This window comes from Marivivens sp. JLT3646 (assembly GCF_001908835.1).
In the GTDB taxonomy this organism is placed as follows: Bacteria; Pseudomonadota; Alphaproteobacteria; order Rhodobacterales; family Rhodobacteraceae; genus Marivivens; species Marivivens geojensis.
Genome location: NZ_CP018572.1, coordinates 2,634,314 through 2,656,493, shown reverse-complemented (window position 1 = coordinate 2,656,493; position 22,180 = coordinate 2,634,314). Strand labels below are relative to the sequence as shown.

Annotated in this window: 24 protein-coding genes; 11 read left to right on the top strand and 13 right to left on the bottom strand. The window is 54.1% G+C overall.

From position 1 onward, the window contains the following. The first annotated feature begins 64 nt into the window (after positions 1-64). Complete coding sequence (locus BSK21_RS13270) at positions 65-274, top strand: hypothetical protein (RefSeq protein WP_067547432.1); 210 nt, start codon at positions 65-67, stop codon at positions 272-274. Positions 275-326: 52 nt separating this feature from the next. Here the strand turns inward: BSK21_RS13270 and holA are convergent, their stop codons facing one another. From holA to BSK21_RS13245, 5 genes are all read right to left on the bottom strand, one after another. Beyond that, positions 327-1,349, bottom strand: coding sequence for a DNA polymerase III subunit delta (gene holA, locus BSK21_RS13265; protein WP_067547429.1), 1,023 nt, complete (start codon positions 1,347-1,349; stop codon positions 327-329). Continuing rightward, a complete protein-coding gene (gene lptE / locus BSK21_RS13260; protein WP_067547426.1) occupies positions 1,346-1,852 on the bottom strand; it encodes an LPS assembly lipoprotein LptE in 507 nt (168 codons plus the stop codon). The genes holA and lptE overlap by 4 nt, the downstream gene beginning before the upstream one ends. Then, positions 1,839-4,391, bottom strand: coding sequence for a leucine--tRNA ligase (gene leuS / locus BSK21_RS13255; protein WP_067547423.1), 2,553 nt, complete (start codon positions 4,389-4,391; stop codon positions 1,839-1,841). The genes lptE and leuS overlap by 14 nt, the downstream gene beginning before the upstream one ends. A 75-nt stretch (positions 4,392-4,466) precedes the next feature. Beyond that, entirely contained in the window at positions 4,467-4,898 is a 432-nt protein-coding gene (locus BSK21_RS13250) for a DUF3576 domain-containing protein (RefSeq protein ID WP_067547573.1), read from the bottom strand. Between the two features lie 190 nt (positions 4,899-5,088). After that, positions 5,089-6,225, bottom strand: coding sequence for a porin (locus BSK21_RS13245; RefSeq protein ID WP_082959378.1), 1,137 nt, complete (start codon positions 6,223-6,225; stop codon positions 5,089-5,091). Between the two features lie 27 nt (positions 6,226-6,252). Here BSK21_RS13245 and BSK21_RS13240 point away from each other — a divergent pair, with 27 nt between their 5' ends. Then, positions 6,253-7,215: a site-specific integrase gene (locus BSK21_RS13240; protein WP_067547420.1), complete on the top strand. Its 963-nt coding sequence runs from the start codon at positions 6,253-6,255 to the stop codon at positions 7,213-7,215. Positions 7,216-7,333: 118 nt separating this feature from the next. Here BSK21_RS13240 and BSK21_RS13235 read toward each other — a convergent pair whose 3' ends face one another. From BSK21_RS13235 to BSK21_RS15960, 3 genes are all read right to left on the bottom strand, one after another. Then, complete coding sequence (locus tag BSK21_RS13235) at positions 7,334-7,651, bottom strand: hypothetical protein (protein WP_156529527.1); 318 nt, start codon at positions 7,649-7,651, stop codon at positions 7,334-7,336. A gap of 98 nt (positions 7,652-7,749) precedes the next feature. Beyond that, positions 7,750-8,109: a hypothetical protein gene (locus BSK21_RS13230; RefSeq protein ID WP_067547413.1), complete on the bottom strand. Its 360-nt coding sequence runs from the start codon at positions 8,107-8,109 to the stop codon at positions 7,750-7,752. Between the two features lie 427 nt (positions 8,110-8,536). Then, on the bottom strand, positions 8,537-8,866 hold the full coding sequence (locus BSK21_RS15960) for a DUF6626 family protein (RefSeq protein ID WP_074039071.1): 330 nt from the start codon (positions 8,864-8,866) through the stop codon (positions 8,537-8,539). A 927-nt stretch (positions 8,867-9,793) separates the two neighbouring features. On the opposite strand from BSK21_RS15960, the gene BSK21_RS13220 reads away from it, so the two are divergent. Further along, positions 9,794-10,372, top strand: a complete 579-nt coding sequence (locus BSK21_RS13220; RefSeq protein ID WP_232230437.1) for a site-specific integrase — start codon at positions 9,794-9,796, stop codon at positions 10,370-10,372. Here the strand turns inward: BSK21_RS13220 and BSK21_RS15955 are convergent. Next, positions 10,369-10,509, bottom strand: a complete 141-nt coding sequence (locus BSK21_RS15955; protein WP_156529525.1) for a hypothetical protein — start codon at positions 10,507-10,509, stop codon at positions 10,369-10,371. The genes BSK21_RS13220 and BSK21_RS15955 overlap by 4 nt on opposite strands. Positions 10,510-10,615: 106 nt before the next feature. Beyond that, positions 10,616-11,728, bottom strand: coding sequence for a porin (locus BSK21_RS13215; RefSeq protein ID WP_067547409.1), 1,113 nt, complete (start codon positions 11,726-11,728; stop codon positions 10,616-10,618). Between the two features lie 236 nt (positions 11,729-11,964). Here BSK21_RS13215 and BSK21_RS13210 point away from each other — a divergent pair, with 236 nt between their 5' ends. After that, the gene (locus BSK21_RS13210) at positions 11,965-12,618 is read left to right on the top strand and encodes a YggS family pyridoxal phosphate-dependent enzyme (RefSeq protein WP_067547406.1); all 654 of its coding nucleotides are present in this window, start codon (positions 11,965-11,967) and stop codon (positions 12,616-12,618) included. Positions 12,619-12,621: 3 nt separating this feature from the next. On the opposite strand, the gene BSK21_RS13205 is transcribed toward BSK21_RS13210, so the two are convergent. Next, entirely contained in the window at positions 12,622-13,116 is a 495-nt protein-coding gene (locus BSK21_RS13205) for a L,D-transpeptidase (protein ID WP_067547403.1), read from the bottom strand. Beyond that, positions 13,113-14,186 (bottom strand): GTP cyclohydrolase II, encoded by a 1,074-nt coding sequence (gene ribA, locus BSK21_RS13200; RefSeq protein ID WP_067547400.1) that lies wholly within the window; start codon positions 14,184-14,186, stop codon positions 13,113-13,115. Before ribA ends, BSK21_RS13205 begins: the two co-directional genes overlap by 4 nt. A 164-nt stretch (positions 14,187-14,350) precedes the next feature. Between ribA and BSK21_RS13195 the strand changes: the two genes are divergently transcribed. The 7 genes from BSK21_RS13195 to yaaA all read left to right on the top strand — a co-directional run bounded on the left by BSK21_RS13195 (position 14,351) and on the right by yaaA (position 20,861). Then, on the top strand, positions 14,351-15,037 hold the full coding sequence (locus tag BSK21_RS13195; protein WP_067547397.1) for a response regulator transcription factor: 687 nt from the start codon (positions 14,351-14,353) through the stop codon (positions 15,035-15,037). Positions 15,038-15,219: 182 nt separating this feature from the next. Then, the gene (locus BSK21_RS13190) at positions 15,220-16,008 is read left to right on the top strand and encodes an exodeoxyribonuclease III (protein ID WP_067547394.1); all 789 of its coding nucleotides are present in this window, start codon (positions 15,220-15,222) and stop codon (positions 16,006-16,008) included. Positions 16,009-16,089: 81 nt separating this feature from the next. Further along, the gene (locus tag BSK21_RS13185) at positions 16,090-16,989 is read left to right on the top strand and encodes a co-chaperone YbbN (RefSeq protein WP_067547563.1); all 900 of its coding nucleotides are present in this window, start codon (positions 16,090-16,092) and stop codon (positions 16,987-16,989) included. Positions 16,990-17,016: 27 nt separating this feature from the next. After that, on the top strand, positions 17,017-17,643 hold the full coding sequence (locus BSK21_RS13180) for an LON peptidase substrate-binding domain-containing protein (RefSeq protein ID WP_067547392.1): 627 nt from the start codon (positions 17,017-17,019) through the stop codon (positions 17,641-17,643). After that, on the top strand, positions 17,640-17,819 hold the full coding sequence (locus BSK21_RS13175; RefSeq protein ID WP_067547390.1) for a Trm112 family protein: 180 nt from the start codon (positions 17,640-17,642) through the stop codon (positions 17,817-17,819). Before BSK21_RS13180 ends, BSK21_RS13175 begins: the two co-directional genes overlap by 4 nt. 136 nt (positions 17,820-17,955) lie before the next feature. Next, the gene (gene recQ / locus BSK21_RS13170) at positions 17,956-19,992 is read left to right on the top strand and encodes a DNA helicase RecQ (protein WP_067547388.1); all 2,037 of its coding nucleotides are present in this window, start codon (positions 17,956-17,958) and stop codon (positions 19,990-19,992) included. A gap of 95 nt (positions 19,993-20,087) precedes the next feature. Continuing rightward, positions 20,088-20,861 (top strand): peroxide stress protein YaaA, encoded by a 774-nt coding sequence (gene yaaA, locus BSK21_RS13165; protein WP_067547385.1) that lies wholly within the window; start codon positions 20,088-20,090, stop codon positions 20,859-20,861. On the opposite strand, the gene BSK21_RS13160 is transcribed toward yaaA, so the two are convergent. Beyond that, positions 20,862-22,037: an acetyl-CoA C-acyltransferase family protein gene (locus BSK21_RS13160; RefSeq protein ID WP_067547382.1), complete on the bottom strand. Its 1,176-nt coding sequence runs from the start codon at positions 22,035-22,037 to the stop codon at positions 20,862-20,864. Positions 22,038-22,180 lie beyond the last annotated feature (143 nt).

Genomic DNA, 22,180 nt, shown 5'->3' with positions numbered 1-22,180 from the left:
GTTGATTGCGAGGGTTTTTCGGGGTATCCAAAGTCTAGTTTGGTATTCAATTGGAGCATATCTAATGCGTAAAGTATTTCTCGCAGCGGCTGTTGCCGTAGTTGCAGCAACTTCTGCTCACGCTGGTGGCATGAACGCTGTTGTTCAACAGCCAGTTAACACTGGTGTTGTGGCCGTGGCACCGAAGCCAGGCCTCTCGAAGTTTGTACTTCCGCTGCTGGCACTGGGCGCAATTGCTGCAGTTGCTGGTTCGTCGTCTTCTTCGGGCACCTAATCGGTCCAAATAGAGTTTTTAAAGGGCGGGCCATTGGTCCGCCCTTTTTGTTTTACCGTTTGCCCATCATCGCGAGGCGGACCAAAGCGCGCTCCATTAGGGCTTGCTGAGGTGCTTTTGAGGATGAACGGAGTGTGAGGTCGGTGGTCAAAAGCTCGCTCAAAGCGCGCTCTAGTCGTTCACGACCCCATGTGCTGGCTTGTCGAAGGATTGCGTCACGACGCGGGCCGAACACTGGTGGCCTAAGCCGCCCGATACCTGACGACGGTCCCCCAGGGTCTGATGCGACAGTGTGCAGAGCGCGAAAATGGCGGTTTGCGTTTATGCATAAACCAGTGGGATTGACGCCTTGCGCGTAAAGCCTTCGCAAAAGCGGTGCGATTAGCTGGGGCTGCCCATCAGCAACAACCTTCAATAGATCATCCACACCAGCTTCCGCCGACTGAGGCCGACACGCATCGACATCTTCGACGCTTAACTCGCTGCTATCGTTGAGTTTGTAGAGGCCTAGTTTTTCGATTGTCTGACGGAAATCACCTGGATCAAGAGTCCGCGACAATGCGACGATAGCGTCCATTGCATCGCGACCAATCGCCTTAAGTCCTGCTGCGACAAGGCTGGCTTCGATTTCGTCACGGGCAGGTGGATCGTCGTAGATTCCAATCGCAAATGCGTTTGGGTGGGCTTCGAAATATTTGCGTAACGACGACTTTGCGGTCAGCGAACCCGCTGTCACGATCACTTGTGCGTCGCCATCCCTCCAATCCGACAGCGCAACGCGGATTGTATCTGCCAGACCGTCGGCGGCATCTTCAACTAAGACCGCGCGTTGTCCCGGGAAGAAACCTTGGGACTTGATCGCGTCGTTCAGCAGAGCGCCGTCTTTGCGTAAATCGGCAGCGGCTATGCGAGTGAAACGCATTTCCGCTTCACCTTGTGGCCCGACGAGGGCATCGACGACTTCTTTGCGGCGAAGCGCCACGCGCATGCCGTCGGTGCCATAGATTAATAGGCCGGCCTTGCTCGGGTCTGGTTTGCGGAAGTAACCAGACGCTTCGCGTGCACCTAATTTCATGGCTTATCAGCGACTTGAGCCGCAAGAATGTGGGCTACGATGAGGTCGGCGAGAGCGATCGAGAGACGTTCATGTGCATCTTGTTCAGCCGAACGGGTCGACACAACGTTCCCAGTGGTCGAGTAACCGCTGAAGGTTTCGACCGTGCCGTTTGTGACGATAGAACCCGTGCCATCAACCAAAGAGAAGGTAGCAGTTCCCGTCAATGTCGCGCGCAAAACAGTTGAGTCTTCTGCGATCCCGACCGAACTGCTGCTGAGAGTCGTTCTGACGGTCAGTTGGTATTCAGCCGTTTCAGTCTGTCCCAAACGTCGTTGGAGGCGTTCGCGCAAATGATAGCCATCCAACGTGTCAGGCGTGTCATAAGCGACCTTGCCCCGCAGGTTGGATGCAGAACCATTGTTGCCGTAGATCGGCGTAAACCCACACCCCGCCAATACTGCCACGGCCCCCACTAAGAGGGCGCGGCGGGTATAGCGGGTAAGGGATTTAGACGACGACATTGACGATACGACCTGGAACCACGATCAGTTTTTTCGGCTGGCCACCGTCCAGCGCTTTGACCACAGCTTCGTTCTCAAGGACGAGCTTTTCAACCTCTTCCTTCGACATATCAGCAGGCACGCTGATTTCCGCGCGGCGTTTGCCGTTGATCTGGATCGGCAGGGTGACTGTGTCTTCGACCAGCATGGCTTCGTCGACAACGGGCCACGCAGCTGTGGTCACAAGTCCCTCACCGCCCAAGAGCGACCAGAGTTCTTCGGACAGGTGCGGTGTCATCGGCGACATCAGTTGGGCCAGAATGCGCGCTGCTTCTTTCTTTGCCTTACCGCCAGCGGATGATTTCTGCAGGAGGTTTGTGAACGCGTAGAGTTTCGCAATCGCGGCGTTAAAGCCAAATGATTCAAAGCCTTGGGTTACGTCAAAGATCGCTTTGTGCGTTGCCTTGAGCAGCTCCAGATCGTTCTCGGTCGTGGCGTCGTCCATCTCTGCAATGTCTGCGCAGATGCGGAACACACGAGCAAGGTGCTTTGCCGTTGCTTCTGCACCAGCGGCGGTCCATTCGACGTCGCGCTCTGGCGGGCTATCAGACAAAACGAACCAGCGGGCGGTATCAGCGCCAAACGATGAAATGATGTTCAACGGGTCGACTACGTTGTTCTTAGATTTCGACATTTTGGCAGACGGAATGATCTGTGCCTCTTCGCCCGTCGCGATGACGAATGCCTTACCGTCCCGCAGCTCAATCGCTTCGGGATAGTGATAGATAGGACGACCATTTTCAGGGTTGGTCGTCTGGTAGATGGCGTGTGTCACCATGCCTTGGGTGAAGAGCGCGTTGAACGGTTCGCGTGCGCTATCGGGCAAGTGACCCGTCACGTTCATCGCGCGTGCGAAGAAGCGTGAATAAAGCAGGTGAAGGATCGCGTGCTCAATGCCACCGATATACTGGTCTACGTTCATCCAGTAGTCAGCATCAGCCTGAACTGTCGGAGTATCAGCGCGTGGCGATGTGAAGCGCGCGTAATACCACGACGAATCCACGAAGGTATCCATGGTGTCCGTTTCGCGGCGGGCTGGTTTGCCACAAGACGGGCAAGCGCAATCGCGCCACGTTGGGTGACGGTCCAGCGGGTTGCCCGGTACGTCAAAGGTGACATCGTCAGGCAACTGAACAGGCAAGTTTTCTTTTTTCTCAGGAACAACGCCGCAGTCGTCGCAATGAACGACTGGGATCGGGCAGCCCCAGTAGCGCTGACGCGAAAGCCCCCAATCACGCAGGCGGAATTTGGTCACGCCCGTCCCCCAGCCTTCGGCCTCAGCCTTGTCGATTGCGCTAGTCACGCCCTCTTCACCAGTTTGAACGTCTTGGCCTGCGAAGCCACGGATATAGCGGACCTTTTCCGACTTCAGCGGGGTATAGGCTTCTGTCAGGGTCTCTTCTTCCGCGCCATCCGCAACAAAGATCGGCGTAATATCGAGGCCGTACTTCGTCGCGAAGTCAAAGTCACGTTGGTCGTGTGCAGGGCAACCGAAAATTGCACCCGTGCCATAGTCCATCAAAATGAAGTTCGCGATCCAAACAGAAAGCTCTTTGGACGGGTCCAGCGGATGTTTGACACGAATACCTGTATCAAGGCCCTTCTTTTCTGCTTTTTCCAGCGCTTCTTCGGTCGTGCCACCCTTGCGGCAATCAGCGACAAATGCCGCGATCTCTGGGTTATTGGCTTCCAGCTCTTTCGCAATCGGGTGATCGGGCGAAATGCCAACGAAGGAGGCCCCCATCAGAGTGTCAGGGCGTGTGGTATAAACCTCAATCGCCTCACCAGCGTCGGTGCGTTCGAACGAGAACTGCAGGCCGCGTGATTTACCGATCCAGTTGGCCTGCATCAGCTTTACCTTGGCCGGCCAATCATCGAGGTCATCGATGCTGTCCAGCAGGTCACCAGCCATATCCGAGATCTTAAAGAACCACTGGGTCAGCTCGCGGCGCTCAACATCGGCACCAGAGCGCCAGCCTTTGCCATCGATCACCTGTTCGTTCGCCAGAACGGTCATATCGACTGGATCCCAGTTTACCACGGCGTTCTTTCGATAGACCAGACCCTTGTCTAGCATGTCGATGAATAGCGCCTGCTGCTGGCCATAGTACTCTGGATCGCAGGTCGCGAACTCACGGCTCCAGTCGATCGACAGGCCAAGCGGTTTCATCTGGCCGCGCATGTCGGCGATGTTCTTATAGGTCCAGTCCTTGGGATGGCCGCCCGATGCCATCGCTGCGTTTTCCGCGGGCATACCGAACGCGTCCCAGCCCATTGGGTGCAAAACATTGTGACCTGTCGACATTTTGAAACGCGCTACCACGTCACCCATCGTGTAGTTCCGCACGTGACCCATATGGATGCGGCCCGACGGATAGGGGAACATCTCGAGCACGTAGTATTTCGGCTTTGTCTCATCGCGTTTTGCGGTGAATACGCCAGCCTGTTCCCAGGCGGCTTGCCATTTTTGTTCGATATCAGCGGCTGTATAGCGGGACATGGATCGGTCCTTTGGGACATGGAAACGCCGGGCAACAGGGCCCGGCGCGGTATTAAAAGGTTTTCGCGGCAGTTTCTATAGGCCGCGGTCTTGAATACGGATCTGACGAGCACGGGCGAGGATTGCGTCTTCAACAGCGCGCTGTGTCTCAAGGCTGACCGCACCATTGCGCGATTGCAGCGCGACATTGAGCGAACGAGCATCAAGCGCAGGGTCAGAGATATGTACAGTCGCACGGTATGCGCGGCCACCACCCGGTGGGGTGCCGTAGCCAAAGACGATCACGCCTGTGAAGGGGTCAACACTCTCAACTGGCAAGAACGACAGAACATCGATCGAAGCGGCCCAGAGGTAGCGGTTCACGGCCACAGATTCTGATCCAGCGGTCCGCGTTGCCTGACGCACAGCGCCAGCATCGTTCGATTTGCCGCCGAATAAGCCGCTGAACGGCGAACTAAAGCCGCCCGAACAGGCCGATAGGCCCAAGGCCATTGTGGTCACCAGCATCGCGCGGGTCGTTTTTTGGAAAGCGGTCACAGTATTGCCCTCATGTCCATGACCCCGCTTTGGGGCCGACGTCGCAAAATGTGTAACGTGGGGCAGAGCCTGTCACAAGGCTTAAGGGATAAACCTGTGGTCACAAAAGAAAAGAGCGGCCCCGAAGGACCGCTCTCTCATTCAAACTGACGAGGTCAGATTAGAATGCGAAGGATACTTCAAGAGTGGTGCCAGCATTCAGCTCGTAACCACCGAAAGTATCGATGTCATTGTATGCGGTAGCACCATCGTTGTTCAGGTCAGCATACGAAGCCATCAGCGATGCACCACCACCCAGGTCGTATTCAGCAACGATGTAGTTAGCGAAATCGCCATCGGTGTTGCTGTCGCCGTCAATTGTACCAGCAGTCAGAACAAGACCGTTGCCAAGGTCGTAGGAGCCTTGCAGACGGGTTTCGTCCAGATCGTTTACGTTCGCGAAGAATGCCTGAGCTTTCAATGCACCCGCAGTATAATCAACGGTCAGGCCGTAACCATCTTCTTGATCAGATTCTGCTACGTAGAAGCCGGTCAACTTCACAGCATCAATGGTGTATACAGCTTTAATGCCAGTCGAGTCTTTATCGGTGGTGTTGTTGGACGAGTACGCAACAGTCAGGTCAACGCCAGACAGCGACGTTGCTACGCTGATACCAAACATCTCATCTTGGTCAGCAGTCTCTTCCTGGAACGCGACTACGGCGGTAGCTGCGCCGAGGTCTGCAGTCACAGCAGCGCTCAGGTCGGTCAGCGAGTCGGTCGTGACAGTCGAGTCAGCTACGTATGCAACAGCAGCAGTTACGCTGCCGAATGATACTTCACCTTTGAGAACGGATTCATCATCAACTTCGCGGAAGCCATCGGTAGCCATGTCGCCAGCAGATTTCCATGCGGAAACAGCAGCAAACTCAACGTCGCCAAATGACAGCGAACCCATGTCAGACGACAAGGACAATACGAAGTCTTCGTCAGTGTCGAGATCAGTGTTACCGTTGTTTCCATCCGCGATCAGAATGGTGAACGAAGCTGCAGCGGTGATGCCGTTGTCGAGCTCTTGAGACATCGACACGCCGAGATCCGCATCCCAGTACATGCCATCGGTCGTTGTGTCGCTGGAGCCAGCTGTATAGCCGTTTAGGTTGCCAACAGTTGCCGAGCCGGAGAAGGAAACTTCAGCAGCAGCTGCGCCAGCGAAAGCTGTCAGTGCGACGGAAGCGAGAAGGATAGCGGAATGGTAGTCGGAGTATTTTTCACTACCTAAATCAAGAACTTGGTCGTCCTTGTGTGCAGCTGACATTAGCGTTGTAGCAAGGAGATATTCGATATGCGACCGATTTCGAAGTTATTCGGCAAGGACAAGAAGAGCGTGGCTGTGAGCGAAGCTGCAGAGCCAGCTGTAACGCTCGCAGACTTCTTTGATGCAAAGTACTATGCGTTTGCAAAGGCTACCAAGCGTCGTAGTCAGCTGGACTACTATGTGTTCAACAAGCACATCCGCTCATCACTGGGTCAAAAGCCGCTGAGAGAGATTACCAGTGAGGACTTGGATAGCTGGGTGCTGCATCAGATTGATGCTGGCTACAAACCCGCAACGGTAAATAAGCACTCATCGATGCTGAACCGTATCCTAAACATCGCCGTCCATTGGGGATACTTGGACAAGAACGTGTTCAAGGGCGCAGCGATCAGAAAGTTGCCCGTTGGAGACTACGTGCAGCGGTTCCTAACTGAAGCTGAGATACGACGCTTGCTCAGTGCCTGTAAGCGCAGCAGTCATCCGTATCTGCATCTATTCGTAAAGCTGCTGTTGTTGACGGGTGCGCGGAAGAGCGAACTTAGACTTGCTCGGTGGACTGATATTGATGAGCGCAAGAAGGAACTGTTTGTCGCTGTGAGTAAAAGTGGGCGCAGCAGAACAGTTATGTTGAGTGACAAGGCGCTGTCAGTGCTGCAGCAAGTCAAAGCGCGATCAGAAGTTTTGGGTGTGCCGACAACACGTGACAGTTGGATCTTTGCCAATCCCCGTACTCGAGCCCCATATACAAGCCTGCATAATGCCTTTGTAGAAGCGAGAGAAAGTGCTGCTTTGCCGTCAGTGCGTATGCATGATCTTCGTCATACATATGCAAGTCTACTGATCAACAATGGCGCCAGTATCTACGAAGTGCAGCGACTGTTGGGGCATTATCATATTTCGATGACGGAACGGTATGCTCAGCTGTTCCCTAATACTTTGCAGGATCGCGTAGATATTATTGCAGGCGCTATCGACTTGGATCGTATTTGATCCCTGCATCACTATGCCAGTCAGCCCCAACTGCAAGCAGATATTGAACAGCTATAAATCGCAACAAATACGCCAAAATCGCACAGATGATCCTGTGTTCTGTTGCTGAGTAAACGCCTCAGTCCAGCCCCGTGCGTAAGAACTTGAGTAGCTCTGCATTGGGATTGGATGATGCAGATACCGGCTGTGTCGTCTCATAGTCAGCGGGATCATATTCTTCAGTCCAGCGATCTATGCGACGTATGCTTTCATAAGGCTGTTCCATTAGGGCTTCATGATCAACGTCATAAGTGCCAGCGATTATGCCATCACGCCAGCCAGTCAACGCCATGCGTTCATGCTCTGCCAGCTCACCCAAACGCTCAGAGATTTGCTCACCTAACTGCTCAAGCCGTCTATCCAGCTTGCCACGTGTACTGGCTCTTGCAGTTGCCATGCGTGCCGCAACGGATCTGTAGGTGCTCAACAACTGGACCGCTTGGTCATACAGCGGCCCAGTGTCAACTTGCTCATACATTCGTACAACACGCCGTATTACTTTTTTCTGCGGCGCTCTTCTTCTGCAGCCCAAGTCTCATCGGTGCTGTCTTTGATGATAGCGTGGAAGTTCTGCAGTGCATCACGCACACCTTCGAGACTATTGTCGGCATAGGTAATAAAGCCCTCTACCACTTTGCCGCCGTAGCGAGCACTTAGACGGCGCTTGCCATCAACGCTTTGTGGTGCCCACCAGTACTGCGTTGTGTCACCATTTAGCTCACTTACATCCTTGTAAGTATCAATCGTGGACAGCATACGTTCTGCTTGCACCAGTAGTTTAGAGCGTGGCCCAGCACTTGGGCTTTGCATTGGTGTTACATTGTGTTTCTTCATCAGTTCTGCGAGTGTCGGCATTGTATCCTCCATATAGTGCCATAGTGATACTTAGAGCCACACTGATGTTGGGCAAGTTTATTTCTCTGTAGCGATTTCTGGCTCAGTAAATGGGCGAGGAGTAGGCTTTGGCGGATTGGGGCTTTGTGGCGAAGGAGCGGTTGGCTTAGGCACGGGCATAGTGGGCGGCTTGGGAGCACGAGGACGAGGCTGTGCTTTGGGTTTGTCAGTGTCGCGCAGCTTCGTCAGCACATCTCCCATCGCATCATGCATAAGAGCCAATGCAGACAGCTTGGTGCTATAAGCTTCTTCGTTTGCAATGCGTCGCACCACGTTCAACGCACGCTGTATATCTGACAGCGCACTCACAGCTTGTGCCTTGCTGGGGCTGCTAAATCACCACCCCAAATCGCTAAGTACTCCACCAGCAGATTTTGCAGCACTGCTCTCATTGATGCAATACCCCATTTCGGCTGCGCCACTTGCGCTCTGCTTGGGTTTCAATCGCTTTGATGCACTGCGTGTGCAGTTTGCCAAACACCCCAGCCCAATGCACATGATGACTTTGTGTGCTCTGAGACAAATGTCCTTCATGCCACTTGAGCTTGCTGGCACAGACACTGAGTGCATCGGCACTGGGCGCTGTACCCGTAAATCGTAATGTACGCATATAACACGCACTCTTGCCCAGCCATTGCTCGCAGAACTCGCGTTCACTGCTTACAGCATTACAGCTCTTCAACTGATCACGTATCTGTTCCAGTAATCCAACAGTCATCCATACCACCTCCTTGTTGATGTATTTATCAATCAACACATGATGGCAGTTATTCGTGCTCAGCTGTTTCAACACATCCGCTATAGCGTCTGTGTATCACCTTCACACATCGCGCTTCGTATGCACTTCGCTTGCTGTGCTTGGTGATCATTTAGACATCTATTGATGATCTATTATCTAAATCCCTTTCGCCGAGCAGTTAGATCAACGCCCCTTTGGGCATCGATCTAAACACGCACGCCTTTCGCGTCGCTATGTCAGGCTGTATCGCTGAACCATTACTGGGAGAGCAGGTTTTGCTATCATCTCTATTACCAGCGCATCATACGCACACATGAGACCCATACAGCTGAGCTATCTCATGTGATAACGGGTCTCTTATCGAGGCTGTCATCCGTTTCACTTGCTGACTGTGCTGCACATACATGAGCACACATCATTCACCACACTATTACGACAATCAAAGCTGCTGGCTGGCTGAACATTTATGCCTTTGCAACTTTAAGCATCCCACCGACAAGGATGGGGTAGTTGATTGAAGCGTACAACGAGCAGTACGTTTACTCACCGTCTCACATCAGAACGGATTTGCGGCACTATTACAGTCGGCGTGCTAACCTTTATCTCGTTTGTAGTTGTGCCTGTAGTACTGCCTGCCAAATCTAAATCAGTGTCTACCTTTGTTTGTGCGCCTATGTGTTGCCTTACATAGTTATTTATCAACTTCGCCAACCAACCGATTTTTTCTGGTTCAATACTGCTGTTCAGTTTTGCGGCATTTGTTGACACCCAACCTCTCATAAAATCGTGTTTTGCTGAGAGAACACGCTAAGTATTTGAAGTTATTGAGCCTCGCAGTGGAGCCATCTTCGGTCGTCCAACCAGGCTCTCAGAGCTTATGCTGTGTGTACTGCCAGAGATGAGAGAATGGAGCAGAAGATGGCGCAAGCACGTACACTGAGCGAAGACGAGATCAAGATGGTATTGAACTACTGTCGAGCACGGAGACACTGCGTACGTGATCGAACGATCCTACAGCTTAGCTTCCTTGCAGGGCTGCGTGTAATCGAGATTGCAGGGCTCAAGATAGCAGATGTGTACGAGGACTCAGGCAAAGTACGCGACAGCTTCGTACTCGCAGCAGAGCAGACCAAGGGCGGATTTGAGCGCAGAGTGTTTGTAGGACGCAAGCTCAACAAGGCGCTCGCTGACTATTACCCAGTCATTCGCAAGCGCAAGCCAGACACACCGCTGTTTCAAACACAGATAGGCGGTGCTTTCTCAGCCAATACCATGTGTCAGCTGTTTCTAAACATCTACAGTGCAGCTGGGCTAAAAGGGGCAAGCAGTCACAGCGGACGCAGAACATTCATCACCAAGCTGGCAAACAGCGGAGTAAATGTGCGTGTGTTGGCTGCTTTGGCTGGGCATCGCAGCATCGTAACAACGCAGCGATACATCGACGTAAACGAAGTGCAGTTGGCACGTGCAGTGGAGCTGGTTTAGTTCAGCATCCCGCCCAAGCCGCGCACATCAGTAGCCATGCCTTCCAGCACACTACCTGTGCCATCGAGGAAGCCTTTGGCTGTGCCACAGCCGCTGAGCAGCAGCATTGCAGTCAAGAGTAGGGCGATCTTATGCATTACAGCCTCGTCGAAGTGTTGGTTGGAGCAAAGTTAGAATCGGCTGTGCCAAAAGAAAAGAGCGACGCCGAAGCGCCGCTCTCTCATTCAAACTGACAGGGTCAGATTAGAATGCGAAGGACAGCTCGATGGTCGAGCCAGCACGGTAGCCAGCAACGTCATCCACAGCTGCGCCAGCAGCATTTGCTGCGTCTGCATACGAAGCCTTCAGAGCTGCACCAGCGCCGAGGTCATAGGTCATGTAGACTGCTGTGCCGTGATCGTCTGCAGTTGCGTCATCACCATCAAGCAGTGCAACACCAACTACGATTGCGTCGTCGACCTGGTAAGAAGCACCGAGGCTGTACTCAACAACGTCGTTGACCGAAGTCCACGAGCCGTCTGCAGCGAGTGCGCCAGCAGCGTAAGCAACGCTTACACCGAAGGTATCGTCAGCGTTTGCCGATTCAGATACGTAGTGAGCGCCGAGAGTGTAGTCGCCCATAGCGTAGGACACGGACATACCGGTCGAGTCTTCGTTATCGGTGCGGTTGTCGGCATATGCTACTACGAAGTCAGCGCCGCCAGCAGCAAATGCCGCAGATACTGCGAAGATTTCGTCAGCGTTGTAGTCTTCAGCGTCATCATCAATGTAGCCCACGTTGGCAGCAGTAGCGTCGGTAGCGGTGTTGCTGCCAACAGCAGCCGGACCTGCTTCCTGGTAGGAAGCCACTACAGATACAGCGCCGAGATCAGCAGCAACACCGTAAGACATCTGTACGAGGTCTTGGCTGATTGGGTTGATAATGCCCGAAACAGCAGTCGATACTTGACCGAAGTTCAGGTCGAGGCGAAGTACTTCTTCAGCATCATGCTCAGAGAAGCCGTCTTGTGCCATGTCAGCAACGCCAGACCAGGTGCCGAACGCAGCGTTTTCCGCTTGACCGCCAGACAGGGTGAACATGTCATTGCCAATGGTCAGTTTCAGGTTGTTATCAAAATCGCCAGCTTGAAGCGCACCGTTCTCCAGCTGCTCAAGTTCCATACCATATACGAAACCTGCAGTGATGCCGTTGTCCAGAGTCTGGGAAGCGGTGATATCAACGTTAGCAACAGCGTATACGCCACCTTCGTGGTCATCGTTCCAGCCGAGTTTAGCGTCGCCCGACAGAGTAACTTCAGCAGCAGCTGCGCCAGCGAAAGCTGTCAGTGCGACGGAAGCGAGAAGGATCTTTTTCATGGTTTACCCTCGTGTATTTGCATTCACATGAATGCCAGTGAACCTAGCATTGGCAGGATATGTGCGCCCAAAGCCCCCACCACTCAAGTCATTTGCCCCGTTCGCTCGGTGCCTTGATCAAAAATGATGCACGAAGGACACACCCGTCTATCGCGGAAATGGCGGGTGACAGGGGGGCGTGATCGGCCTATGTCCTGCGTAGCCGCCTTAAAACAAAAGACGATCAGGAGCGCGTTATGGGTTTGTCGGACATCAAAAACCGCATTGCTAAAGCTGAGGCCGAAAGTGGTCGCGCTGAGGGAAGCGTCACTTTGATCGCTGTCTCAAAAGTACAGCCCAATACCAAAGTGGAGTCTGTTTTGCGCGAAGGGCAGCGAGTCTTTGGTGAGAACAAGGTTCAAGAAGCGCAAGGAAAGTGGCCCGCCTTTCGCGAACAGTTCGACGGAATCGATTTGCATCTGATTGGGCCGCTGCAAACCAATAAGACTCGGGCGGCGATGGAGTTGGTAAATGCGATCCACTCGGTCGATCGTCCGAAACTGGCACATGCGATTGCGCGTATCGCCCAAGAGATCGGGTCTTGTCCTGACCTCTTTATCCAGGTGAACACGGGTGAGGAGCCGCAGAAGGCAGGGATTTTGCCGGCAGAGGTCGATTCCTTTGTGTCGGAATGCCGGTCGCTTGATCTGCCGATTAGGGGTTTGATGTGTATTCCGCCAGCGGACGAGGAAGCGTCGATGCACTTTGCGCTTTTGCGTAAGTTTGCGGAACGGAACGGCCTTGAGGGGCTTTCGATGGGGATGAGTTCCGATTTTGAAAAGGCGATTGCCTTTGGTGCGACTCATGTCCGCGTCGGGTCGGCAATCTTTGGTAAGCGCGACTACGGCTAAGGGCTATAGTATATAAACTCGGCTTTGGTAGCTGATCCGAGGTGCGATCCAATGCAGGTCGCGTCGTGAAAGGGCCACGCAGCCTTCGGTCGGATAAACGGGGCGACGCCATTGATGGATGAAAATGGCAGAGCCGCGTCCCTTGGCTGCGTAGGGCCAGTTCCAATCTAGAATCAGAACAAGGTCATATAGCGGATCAGCGCGCCGAAGTGTTTCGTGGCTGTGCGGGTAGGGTGCGCGAACCATGAGGTTGTAGTCCTCGTGGTTGGGATCGTCGGACCATAGATCACCGTAACCAATCGGCACCGCCCAGTCGGTTGGTTTCGCGATGCGATCCGGTCGATAGAGCATGCCAACGATGCGGTGTTGTCCACGTGGGGTTGCGCCGTCGCCTTCGCGTTTATTGTCCGTGACACCGCCGCGCCCGATGTTGCAGGCGAAATGACGGTTCATGAAACGTAAGCCCGTCGGGCCGACAACCAGATCGAGCGGTGTCACAGGAGGTGCCCTGATTTCGAAGCCTTCGTCGCAAGGTAATGGTGGTTGTGGCGATTTTCACCGACCTTGAGGGCGACGCGTTCCACGACTTCGATCCCGCTATCGTTCATACGAGCGACTTTTGCAGGGTTATTGGTGAGCAACCGAACCGAGCTGAACCCCATCCGGCGCAGAATCTCTGCTCCGATGCGAAAATCGCGTTCGTCGTCTTCGAACCCTAAGCGGTGGTTTGCTTCGACAGTGTCAAAGCCTTGATCCTGAAGCGAGTAGGCACGCATTTTGTTGGCGAGGCCAATGCCGCGTCCTTCTTGATTGAGATATAAGAGGACGCCCGCGCCTTCTTGACCCATCTGCGCCAACGCTCCGCGTAATTGCGGACCGCAGTCGCATTTCAGGCTACCGAGAACATCGCCAGTAAAACAAGCGGAATGAAGACGCGCCAAAACGGGTTTGTCCCGCGGGGGCTGCCCGATTTCCACAGCATAGTGTTCTTCGGCGCCGTCGTGCGGGCGGAAGATGTGCAAGCGGCCTGCTTCTGAAACGTCGAGTGGCATACGGGCCGCGATAATTGGGTCGAGTGGCGACAAATCCGTGGCAACTGCGGCAGAATCGGGAACGACTGTAAGATTATGGGACTGTGCAAAGCTCACTGGATTGGGGAGGTCCACCATGATCGCCGCCGGTAGTAAACGCGCGGCTTTAGTCAGGGCAATTGCCGCACGGGCGGGTTCTGCAGAACCCTCACGACGTGCGTGGAGCGGGCCTTTCATGGGTTGTCTCAGGTCATCAGCCGGATCGGCAATGCCGCGAACCCATGTCAGCGCAGCATCAACAGGCAACGCGATACGTGTCAGATCGCCGTCGTAGGCTGCGACCTTGAGTGTCGAAGCGCGGTGAGATGTGATCGCAATACTGGCCGCACCCATTGCACGGACCTCGGCCAAACGGGCTGCGTTTAGTGTTTCCGCCGCTAGAATGAGCGCGCCACTTTCCAGCACAACAGGAACACCCATGCGTAAATCGGCACGGGCACGCGCTAGTCGTTCTGTAATATCGGGTGCAAATCCCATCGTCGAAACCTTTGCTTTGTCTGACTTAACTAGGGTGATTTGCAGGGAATTGAAACATTTCCCTTCTCTACGACACGACCGCGTGAATTTTTGTCGGAAACCTTGCTCTAAAGCGTACCAAGTCACAGATGTTCAATCAGACGTGAATGGAGGCCAAAAACGCTATGGCACAACTCAAACGCATTTTGCTTGTCGATGACGACGATGACCTGCGCGAAGCGCTGGGCGAACAATTAATTATGACCGAAGACTTCGATGTTTTTGAGGCTGGCAACGGTCACGACGCGATCGGTCGCGTCAAAGAAGGGATCTATGATCTCGTGATTCTGGATGTTGGTTTGCCTGACACGGACGGACGCGAGCTTTGTAAGGTGATGCGCAAGCAAGGTGTCAAATGTCCAATCCTGATGCTGACGGGGCATGATACCGACAGCGACACGATTTTAGGTTTGGATGCTGGGGCCAATGACTACATTACCAAACCATTCAAATTCCCCGTTCTGCTGGCTCGCATCCGTGCACAGCTTCGGACCCATGAACAGTCCGAAGACGCTATGTTCCAAATCGGGCCATACACGTTCAAGCCAGCGCAGAAACTGCTGCTGACTGAGGACGATAAAAAGGTCCGTCTGACGGAAAAAGAAACCAACATCCTCAAGTATCTATATCGGTCGACTGATGGCGTTGTGCCGCGCGATGTGCTGCTTCACGAGGTCTGGGGTTACAACGCGGGTGTCACGACGCACACGCTCGAGACGCATATCTATCGCCTACGTCAAAAGATCGAACCCGATCCATCCAATGCTCGCCTTTTGGTCACAGAGAGCGGTGGATATCGGTTGGTCGCCTGATTTGAGTATAAAATACGACCAAAATGTCGTATAGGTTGAATCGTTCCCTTGATGGCAGGGTCACGCCATCATCCTCCCTGTTGGACTCGCCCCCGCAATTCGCGGGGGCTTTTTTCTGCGTGATACTGGTGGTCGTAGTCGCATGTTCACGCTACACATCTGTCTGAAATATGGAGAAGGATATGACTTTTTCGCTGGCCACTTGGAACATCAACTCTGTCCGCTTGCGCGAAGGACTCGTGTCTCGGCTTATGACCGAAGATATGCCAGATGTGCTCTGCCTGCAGGAATGCAAAAGCCCCGTCGAGAAGATCCCGTTCGAGGCGTTTCAGGCGCTGGGCTACAATTACATGATCGCACGTGGCCAGAAGGGCTATAACGGAGTGGCGATCCTGTCCAAGATGCCCATTGTCGAAACGGATGCTCGAGATTTTGCAACGCTCAATCATGCGCGTCATATTGCAGGGCGGCTTGAGAACGGTGTGACGATTCAGAACTTTTACATTCCTGCGGGCGGTGATGAGCCTGACCGTGAAAAGAACGAGAAGTTCGGTCAAAAACTCGACTATCTAACCGAGATGCGGGACTACTTTCACCAGACCAAGCCAGAAAAGACCGTGATCGTTGGTGATTTCAATATTGCTCCGCGCGAAGATGACGTTTGGGATCACAAAAAGCTGTTGAAGATCGTCAGCCACACTCCGATCGAGGTTGAACACCTTGCCCAAGTTCAAGAGTCAGCAAATTGGGTTGATATTACGCGGCAGGATATTCCTGAGGGGCTGCTCTATAGCTGGTGGTCCTATCGTGCGAAGGATTGGGACGAAGCCGATAAAGGTCGTCGTTTGGATCATATTTGGGCGACGCCAGATATTTCGAATGCCGCGCACTCCAGTCGGATCAGACGCGACGTGCGCGGATGGGAACAACCAAGCGATCACGCACCAGTTTTCGCGACCTTCGACATTTAAAACATTTCATTAACGGGATGTAACTTGTCTTCCCGTCGCAGGCTGCTCATATAAGGGCAAATAGAATTCTAGGAGGGCATGATGCTCGAACTTGGCGGACAAAAAACGACCAGCGATCTGGTCATTGACACAACCGACGCAACCTTTGTGCAGGATGTTATCGAAGCGTCCAAAGAGGTTCCGGTCATCGTAGATTTTTGGGCGCCGTGGTGCGGTCCGTGCAAAACGCTTGGGCCTGCGCTTGAAGCTGCGGTGACCAAGGCTGGTGGGGCTGTGAAAATGGTCAAAGTCAACGTGGATGAAAACCAAGGCTACGCCGGCCAGTTGCGCGTTCAGTCCATTCCAACTGTATATGCGTTTTTCCAAGGCCAGCCCGTTGATGGGTTCCAAGGTGCCATCCCACCAAGCCAGATCGAAGAGTTCGTTTCAAAATTAGCGTCTTTGGGTGGTGCTGAGGGCCTAGAGGCTGCCCTGGACGAAGCTGAAAATATGCTTGCCGAAGGTAACGCGACCGATGCGGCTGAAGTGTTCGGTGCCATTATTGGTGAAGAAGCCGAAAATGCAGCGGCCTTTGGTGGTCTGGCGCGGTGTTATGTTGCGATGGGTGACCTCGATCAGGCAGAAGCTGTGTTGAACGGCGTTCCCGTGTCAATTTCCAAAGCGGCCCCAATCGAAGCGGCGTTTGCACAAATTGCGCTGGCTCGACAGGCTGAAAAGGCAGGGCCAGTCGATGACCTGCGTGCTGCGGTCGCTGCAGACCCTGATAACATGCAGCTTCGGATGGATCTTGCGCAGGCATTGCATGCGGCAGGACAAGTTGCCGAAGCAGTAGATGAACTCTTGGAAATGTTCCGTCGTGATCGGGAATGGAATGATGGCGCTGCCAAAGCTCAAATGTTCCAGATATTCGACGCTCTCAAGCCCAATGACCCGATTGTTCTGAACGGCCGCCGCCGTTTGTCGTCGATGATATTTGCCTGACGGACGGGACGTCCTACTTTGCGGGTTATGAGGACATCATCCGATCTACCGCTCGCTATTCCGGTATTCCCGCTTCCGGGAGCTTTGTTGCTGCCGCGCGCAAAGCTCCCATTGCATATCTTTGAACCTCGATATCTTGCGATGATCGAGGACGTCATGAAGACGCCTGAGCGGTTGTTGGGAATGATTCAGCCAAATGGTGGGCGTGGGTTGCATCGTATCGGTTGCGCTGGGCGACTAACCGCTTTCTCCGAAACCGAAGATGGTCGCTATATGATCACCCTTACGGGCATTTCGCGGTTTCGTTTGTCCGACGAGGTCGAAGGCTTCACGCCGTATCGCAAGTTTAATGTATCTTGGGATGGTTTTGGCAGGGATCTTGGTCCTGTCGAACACGACCCAGACATGGACCGAGACGTGTTGTTGTCGTTGCTGGAGCGGTTTTTCGATGACAAGGGGCTGTCGACCGATTGGGACGGTATTCGAGATGCGGAAGACGAACTCTTGATCAACTCGTTATCGATGCTATGCCCCTTCGAGCCCGAGGATCGACAGGCACTATTGGAAGCGCCAGAGTTGGCCCAACGGCGGGAAACATTGATCACGTTGATCAGCTACGCCTTGCATGGCGGTGGTGAAGAGAGGCTACAATGAGCGAAATGACCTTTGACCCGAAGATGATCGAAGCCTTGGTCTGTCCTCAAACGCAAACCCGTTTGGACTATGATGCTGCGCGTCAGGAACTGGTTTCGGTCGCTGCGAAGTTGGCCTATCCGATCCGCAATGGCATTCCTGTGATGCTGGTTGATGAAGCCCGCGTGATCGACTGAGGCGTAAGGGGCTCGGCCCCTCTTGGCCTACACCCAATGCACCCCCAAGATATTTCAAGCACAAAGGCAGGGCGGGGTTGCTCTGACTCAGGGCTTGTGATTCTTTAGGCAAAACGAGCAGCCAGAAATTGATATTATGACCGCAGCCACGCTTTTGCGCGACGTATTCGGATTCGACGGGTTCCGTCCGGGTCAGGAAGAGATCGTTGAGGCGGTGTCTCTGGGGCAAAACACGCTTGCCATTATGCCAACAGGTGGCGGGAAGTCGTTGTGTTTTCAGTTGCCTGCCTTGGTGCGCGACGGTGTGACCGTCGTCATTTCGCCACTCATTGCTCTAATGCGAGATCAGGTGCGAGGGCTACGCGAGGCTGGGGTTGAGGCAGGTGCGTTGACCTCTGGCAATACCCAAGAAGAAACCGATGGCGTTTGGCAGGCGCTTGAAGAGGGACGTCTTAAGCTCTTGTACATGGCGCCAGAGCGGTTGGCTGCGGGCGGTGTGCCACAAATGTTGCGTCGCATCGGCGTGAGCATGATTGCGGTCGATGAAGCGCATTGTGTCAGTCAGTGGGGCCACGATTTTCGACCGGACTACTTGCGGATTGGCGAATTGCGGCGGGCATTGGACGTGCCACTTGCGGCCTTTACCGCGACGGCTGATGCAGAAACCCAAGCGGAAATTGTTGAAAAGCTGTTTGACGGCGTTCCCCCCGTTACATTTCTGCGGGGATTCGATCGGCCAAATATCCACCTCGCTTTTGCGGTCAAAGATCAACCGCGCCAGCAGATATTGTCGTTCGCAGCGGCGCGAAAAGGTCAGTCTGGAATTGTCTATTGCGGCACGCGGGCCAAAACGGAAACCATCGCTCAAGCGTTGCGAGAGGCGGGACATGCAGCCTGCCATTATCACGGCGGGATGGAGGCGGAAGACCGTCGCGTTGTTGAGGGGCGCTTCCAACAAGAAGACGGACTGATTGTGGTTGCGACGGTTGCTTTTGGCATGGGGATCGACAAACCAGACATCCGTTGGGTTGCACATGCAGACCTGCCGAAATCGATTGAGTCTTACTACCAAGAAATCGGTCGTGCCGGTCGTGATGGGGCACCCGCTGAGACACTCACACTCTTTGGACCTGATGACATTCGTTACCGACGTCAGCAAATTGATGAGGGTCTTGCACCGCCAGAACGCCGTATGGCTGATCATGCTCGACTGAATGCCCTTTTGGGACTTTGTGAGGCGCTAGAATGCCGTCGCAAGACTCTGCTTGGGTATTTTGGCGAAAAGGCTAAGTCCTGCGGGCATTGCGATCTTTGTGACAAGCCTGCCGATGTGTTCGATGGGACGACGCCTGTGCGGATGGCACTATCTGCGGCTTTGCGGACAGGGGAAAGCTATGGATCAGGTCATCTGATCGAGATTTTGTTGGGTTCTGATCTGGATAAGATCAAACAGCGCGGACACGATCAATTGCCGACCTACGGTGTTGGCAAAGAATATAGTCGCCGTGAATGGCAGGCGATTTTTCGGCAGATGATGGGGCATGATTTGTTGCGTCCTGATCCTGAACGTCATGGTGGTTTGCGCATGACTGAAAAAGCGCGACCCATTTTGCGAGGCGAGGATGCAATCCAGCTGCGGCGCGATACGATTAAAGCCGCAAAGACTGGCAATAAGATCAAAATGCTGGTGAGCGAGGACGACGCGCCGCTACTGTCAGCGCTTAAGGCGAAACGCCGTGCATTGGCAGAGGCGGCGGGTGTGCCAGCGTATATTATCTACAACGACAGCACTCTGATCGAGATGGCTCAGAAGCGCCCGATGAGCCTAGACGAGATGGCAAAAATCAGCGGCGTGGGCGCGAAGAAACTGCAGAGCTACGGTGATGCGTTTCTTTCGGTGATTGCAGGGGAGGTGGCGCAACTTCACCCCGCGCGTCGTAAGATGGCGGGGCGGAGCGAGGGCTCGGTTTATGATCGACTGCTCGAAGTTCAGGCTGACCTCAGTCGAGGCGAGGATGGCACTGGTAAGCCGATGACATGTTCGGCATCGCTGTTGGCGAAAGTTGCGCAAATGCGCCCTCGGGATATGTCGACGATGGAGCTGGTGCTCGGCGCTAAATATGCAGAGCGCTTTGGGGCGGCATTTTTAGGTGTCCTGTCAGAAGCATCCTGACATTCGTGTGCATTTGAGCAGACGAATAACTGCGTTTGGCCCCTTTAGTTTTGAGAGGTGAGTGCTAGGTTCCGCTTTGCAAGAAGGAGCCATAAATGCTGATCGTCGTTTCCCCCGCAAAATCATTGGACATGTCACCTGTATCTGTCGAGCCGACTGACTTGATGTTCCCTGATGATGCGATGCGATTGGCAAAGGCTGCGCGGAACCTGACCCTGTCAGACCTGAAAAGCTTGATGTCGATTTCAGACAATTTAGCGAAATTGAACCGCGATCGGTTCAAGGCTTATAGCGCTGATCCCGAGCCGCAGAATGTAAAGCCAGCGGTGTTTGCTTTCGATGGTGATACCTACAAGGGGTTGGAAGCAAAGACCCTTGATCCTGACGCATTGCGTTGGGCGCAGGATCACTTGCGGATACTTTCAGGGATGTATGGGCTCCTGCGTCCCTTGGATGGCATGCAGCCCTATCGGTTAGAGATGGGGAGCAAGCTCAAGACCCGTCGCGGTAAAGATCTGTATGATTATTGGGGCACACAGATTTCCAAGCGCCTAAACGCAGAGGCCGAGGCCATTGGAACCGATGTTTTGGTCAATTGCGCCTCGCAGGAATATTTCCATGCGGCAGATACTAAGGCCCTGAAGCTGCGCGTGGTGACGCCTCAATTTTATGAGGTCAAAGGCGGCAAGCCAAAGATTGTGAGCTTTTTCGCCAAACGGGCGCGGGGTGCGATGGCGCGGTATATCATCGAAAACCGCATCACAGAGATCGAGGATCTCAAGGGGTTCCACACGGGCGGATATGCCTTTGATCCAGAGATGTCGCAGGACAACACCTTGGTGTTTTCCCGCGACTATCCTGAGGATTGATCAGAGGCGCTCAATCGCTAATGCGATACCTTGGCCTCCACCGATACACATGGTGATGAGGCCATAGCGGCCGCTGATGCGGTCGAGTTCATACATGGTCTTGACGGTCAGAATGGCACCCGTCGCGCCGACAGGGTGGCCAAGCGCGATTGCGCCGCCATTCGGGTTCACCTTGGCCGCATCGAACCCAAGTTCACGAGAGACCGCGATGGCCTGAGCCGCGAAGGCTTCGTTCGATTCAATGACGTCGAAGTCGCCGATTGAAAGGCCAGTGCGTTCACACAGGGACCGAACGGCTGGGATCGGGCCAATACCCATCACCTCTGGTGCGACACCAGAATGCGCGTAGCCCGCAATGCGGAATTTCGGTGTGAGGCCTGCTTTTTCTGCCGCATCTGCACGTGAAAGGATGACTGCCGCAGCGCCATCGTTGATGCCGCTCGCGTTGCCGGCAGTGACAGAGCCATCTTTCTGGAACACAGGACGTAGGCCGGAGAGGGCTTCGACAGTGGTTGGTTTGGCGTGTTCATCGCGAGTAAAGGCGACCATCTCGCGTTTCACTTTGACGTCGACCGGCACGATCTGACTGTCGAAATACCCTGCCTCCATTGCAGCCAATGCACGGCGCTGGCTTTCTGCCGCAAAGGCGTCTTGGTCCTCGCGGCTGATGTTGTAATCCCGAGCCACGTTCTCTGCGGTGACGCCCATGTGACCTGTGCCGAACGGGCAAGTCAGCGCGCCGACCATCATGTCGAGCCCGCGCACATCGCCCATTTTCGCGCCCCAGCGGGCATCGGGGAGGATGTAGGGCGAGCGGCTCATACAATCCGCGCCACCAGCCAATGCAAAGTCAGCATCGCCAAGCATCAATGACTGCGTTGCCGATACAATTGCCTGAACGCCCGAGCCGCAAAGGCGGTTCACGTTCATGGCGGGAGTTGCTTCAGGAACTCCAGCCTGCATCGCGGCAACACGTGACAGATACATATCACGTGGTTCGGTGTTGATGATGTGGCCAAAGACCGTTGTACCGATCTTATCGCCAGTGACGCCCGAACGTTCCAACGCTGCCTTAGCTGCGATTGCGCCAAGGTCGATAGGAGCCGTGCCTGCAAGGCTACCGCCGAATGTGCCAATTGCGGTCCGTGCGCCGCCCAAAATTACGATGTCAGTCATAGTAGTCCTCCCGTTGAGCGAAGGTTACTCATGGTAACGTAGGAAAACAGTGAAACGTTCCGTCACTTTGGGAAATCAAAGAACACGGTGCGGTGGGATGTCCGGTTGCCAGTTGAGAGGCCAAATGTCAGTCTCGCTGGAAC

Bases quoted from the DNA above. Each gene is read 5' to 3' on its own strand.
- BSK21_RS13270 (WP_067547432.1), top strand. From the start codon at position 65: ATGCGTAAAGTATTTCTCGCAGCGGCTGTTGCCGTAGTTGCAGCAACT.
- holA (WP_067547429.1), bottom strand. From the start codon at position 1,349: ATGAAATTAGGTGCACGCGAAGCGTCTGGTTACTTCCGCAAACCAGAC.
- lptE (WP_067547426.1), bottom strand. From the start codon at position 1,852: ATGTCGTCGTCTAAATCCCTTACCCGCTATACCCGCCGCGCCCTCTTA.
- leuS (WP_067547423.1), bottom strand. From the start codon at position 4,391: ATGTCCCGCTATACAGCCGCTGATATCGAACAAAAATGGCAAGCCGCC.
- BSK21_RS13250 (WP_067547573.1), bottom strand. From the start codon at position 4,898: ATGCTGGTGACCACAATGGCCTTGGGCCTATCGGCCTGTTCGGGCGGC.
- BSK21_RS13245 (WP_082959378.1), bottom strand. From the start codon at position 6,225: ATGTCAGCTGCACACAAGGACGACCAAGTTCTTGATTTAGGTAGTGAA.
- BSK21_RS13240 (WP_067547420.1), top strand. From the start codon at position 6,253: ATGCGACCGATTTCGAAGTTATTCGGCAAGGACAAGAAGAGCGTGGCT.
- BSK21_RS13235 (WP_156529527.1), bottom strand. From the start codon at position 7,651: ATGGCAACTGCAAGAGCCAGTACACGTGGCAAGCTGGATAGACGGCTT.
- BSK21_RS13230 (WP_067547413.1), bottom strand. From the start codon at position 8,109: ATGCCGACACTCGCAGAACTGATGAAGAAACACAATGTAACACCAATG.
- BSK21_RS15960 (WP_074039071.1), bottom strand. From the start codon at position 8,866: ATGACTGTTGGATTACTGGAACAGATACGTGATCAGTTGAAGAGCTGT.
- BSK21_RS13220 (WP_232230437.1), top strand. From the start codon at position 9,794: ATGGAGCAGAAGATGGCGCAAGCACGTACACTGAGCGAAGACGAGATC.
- BSK21_RS15955 (WP_156529525.1), bottom strand. From the start codon at position 10,509: ATGCATAAGATCGCCCTACTCTTGACTGCAATGCTGCTGCTCAGCGGC.
- BSK21_RS13215 (WP_067547409.1), bottom strand. From the start codon at position 11,728: ATGAAAAAGATCCTTCTCGCTTCCGTCGCACTGACAGCTTTCGCTGGC.
- BSK21_RS13210 (WP_067547406.1), top strand. From the start codon at position 11,965: ATGGGTTTGTCGGACATCAAAAACCGCATTGCTAAAGCTGAGGCCGAA.
- ribA (WP_067547400.1), bottom strand. From the start codon at position 14,186: ATGGGATTTGCACCCGATATTACAGAACGACTAGCGCGTGCCCGTGCC.
- BSK21_RS13195 (WP_067547397.1), top strand. From the start codon at position 14,351: ATGGCACAACTCAAACGCATTTTGCTTGTCGATGACGACGATGACCTG.
- BSK21_RS13190 (WP_067547394.1), top strand. From the start codon at position 15,220: ATGACTTTTTCGCTGGCCACTTGGAACATCAACTCTGTCCGCTTGCGC.
- BSK21_RS13185 (WP_067547563.1), top strand. From the start codon at position 16,090: ATGCTCGAACTTGGCGGACAAAAAACGACCAGCGATCTGGTCATTGAC.
- BSK21_RS13180 (WP_067547392.1), top strand. From the start codon at position 17,017: ATGAGGACATCATCCGATCTACCGCTCGCTATTCCGGTATTCCCGCTT.
- BSK21_RS13175 (WP_067547390.1), top strand. From the start codon at position 17,640: ATGAGCGAAATGACCTTTGACCCGAAGATGATCGAAGCCTTGGTCTGT.
- recQ (WP_067547388.1), top strand. From the start codon at position 17,956: ATGACCGCAGCCACGCTTTTGCGCGACGTATTCGGATTCGACGGGTTC.
- yaaA (WP_067547385.1), top strand. From the start codon at position 20,088: ATGCTGATCGTCGTTTCCCCCGCAAAATCATTGGACATGTCACCTGTA.
- BSK21_RS13160 (WP_067547382.1), bottom strand. From the start codon at position 22,037: ATGACTGACATCGTAATTTTGGGCGGCGCACGGACCGCAATTGGCACA.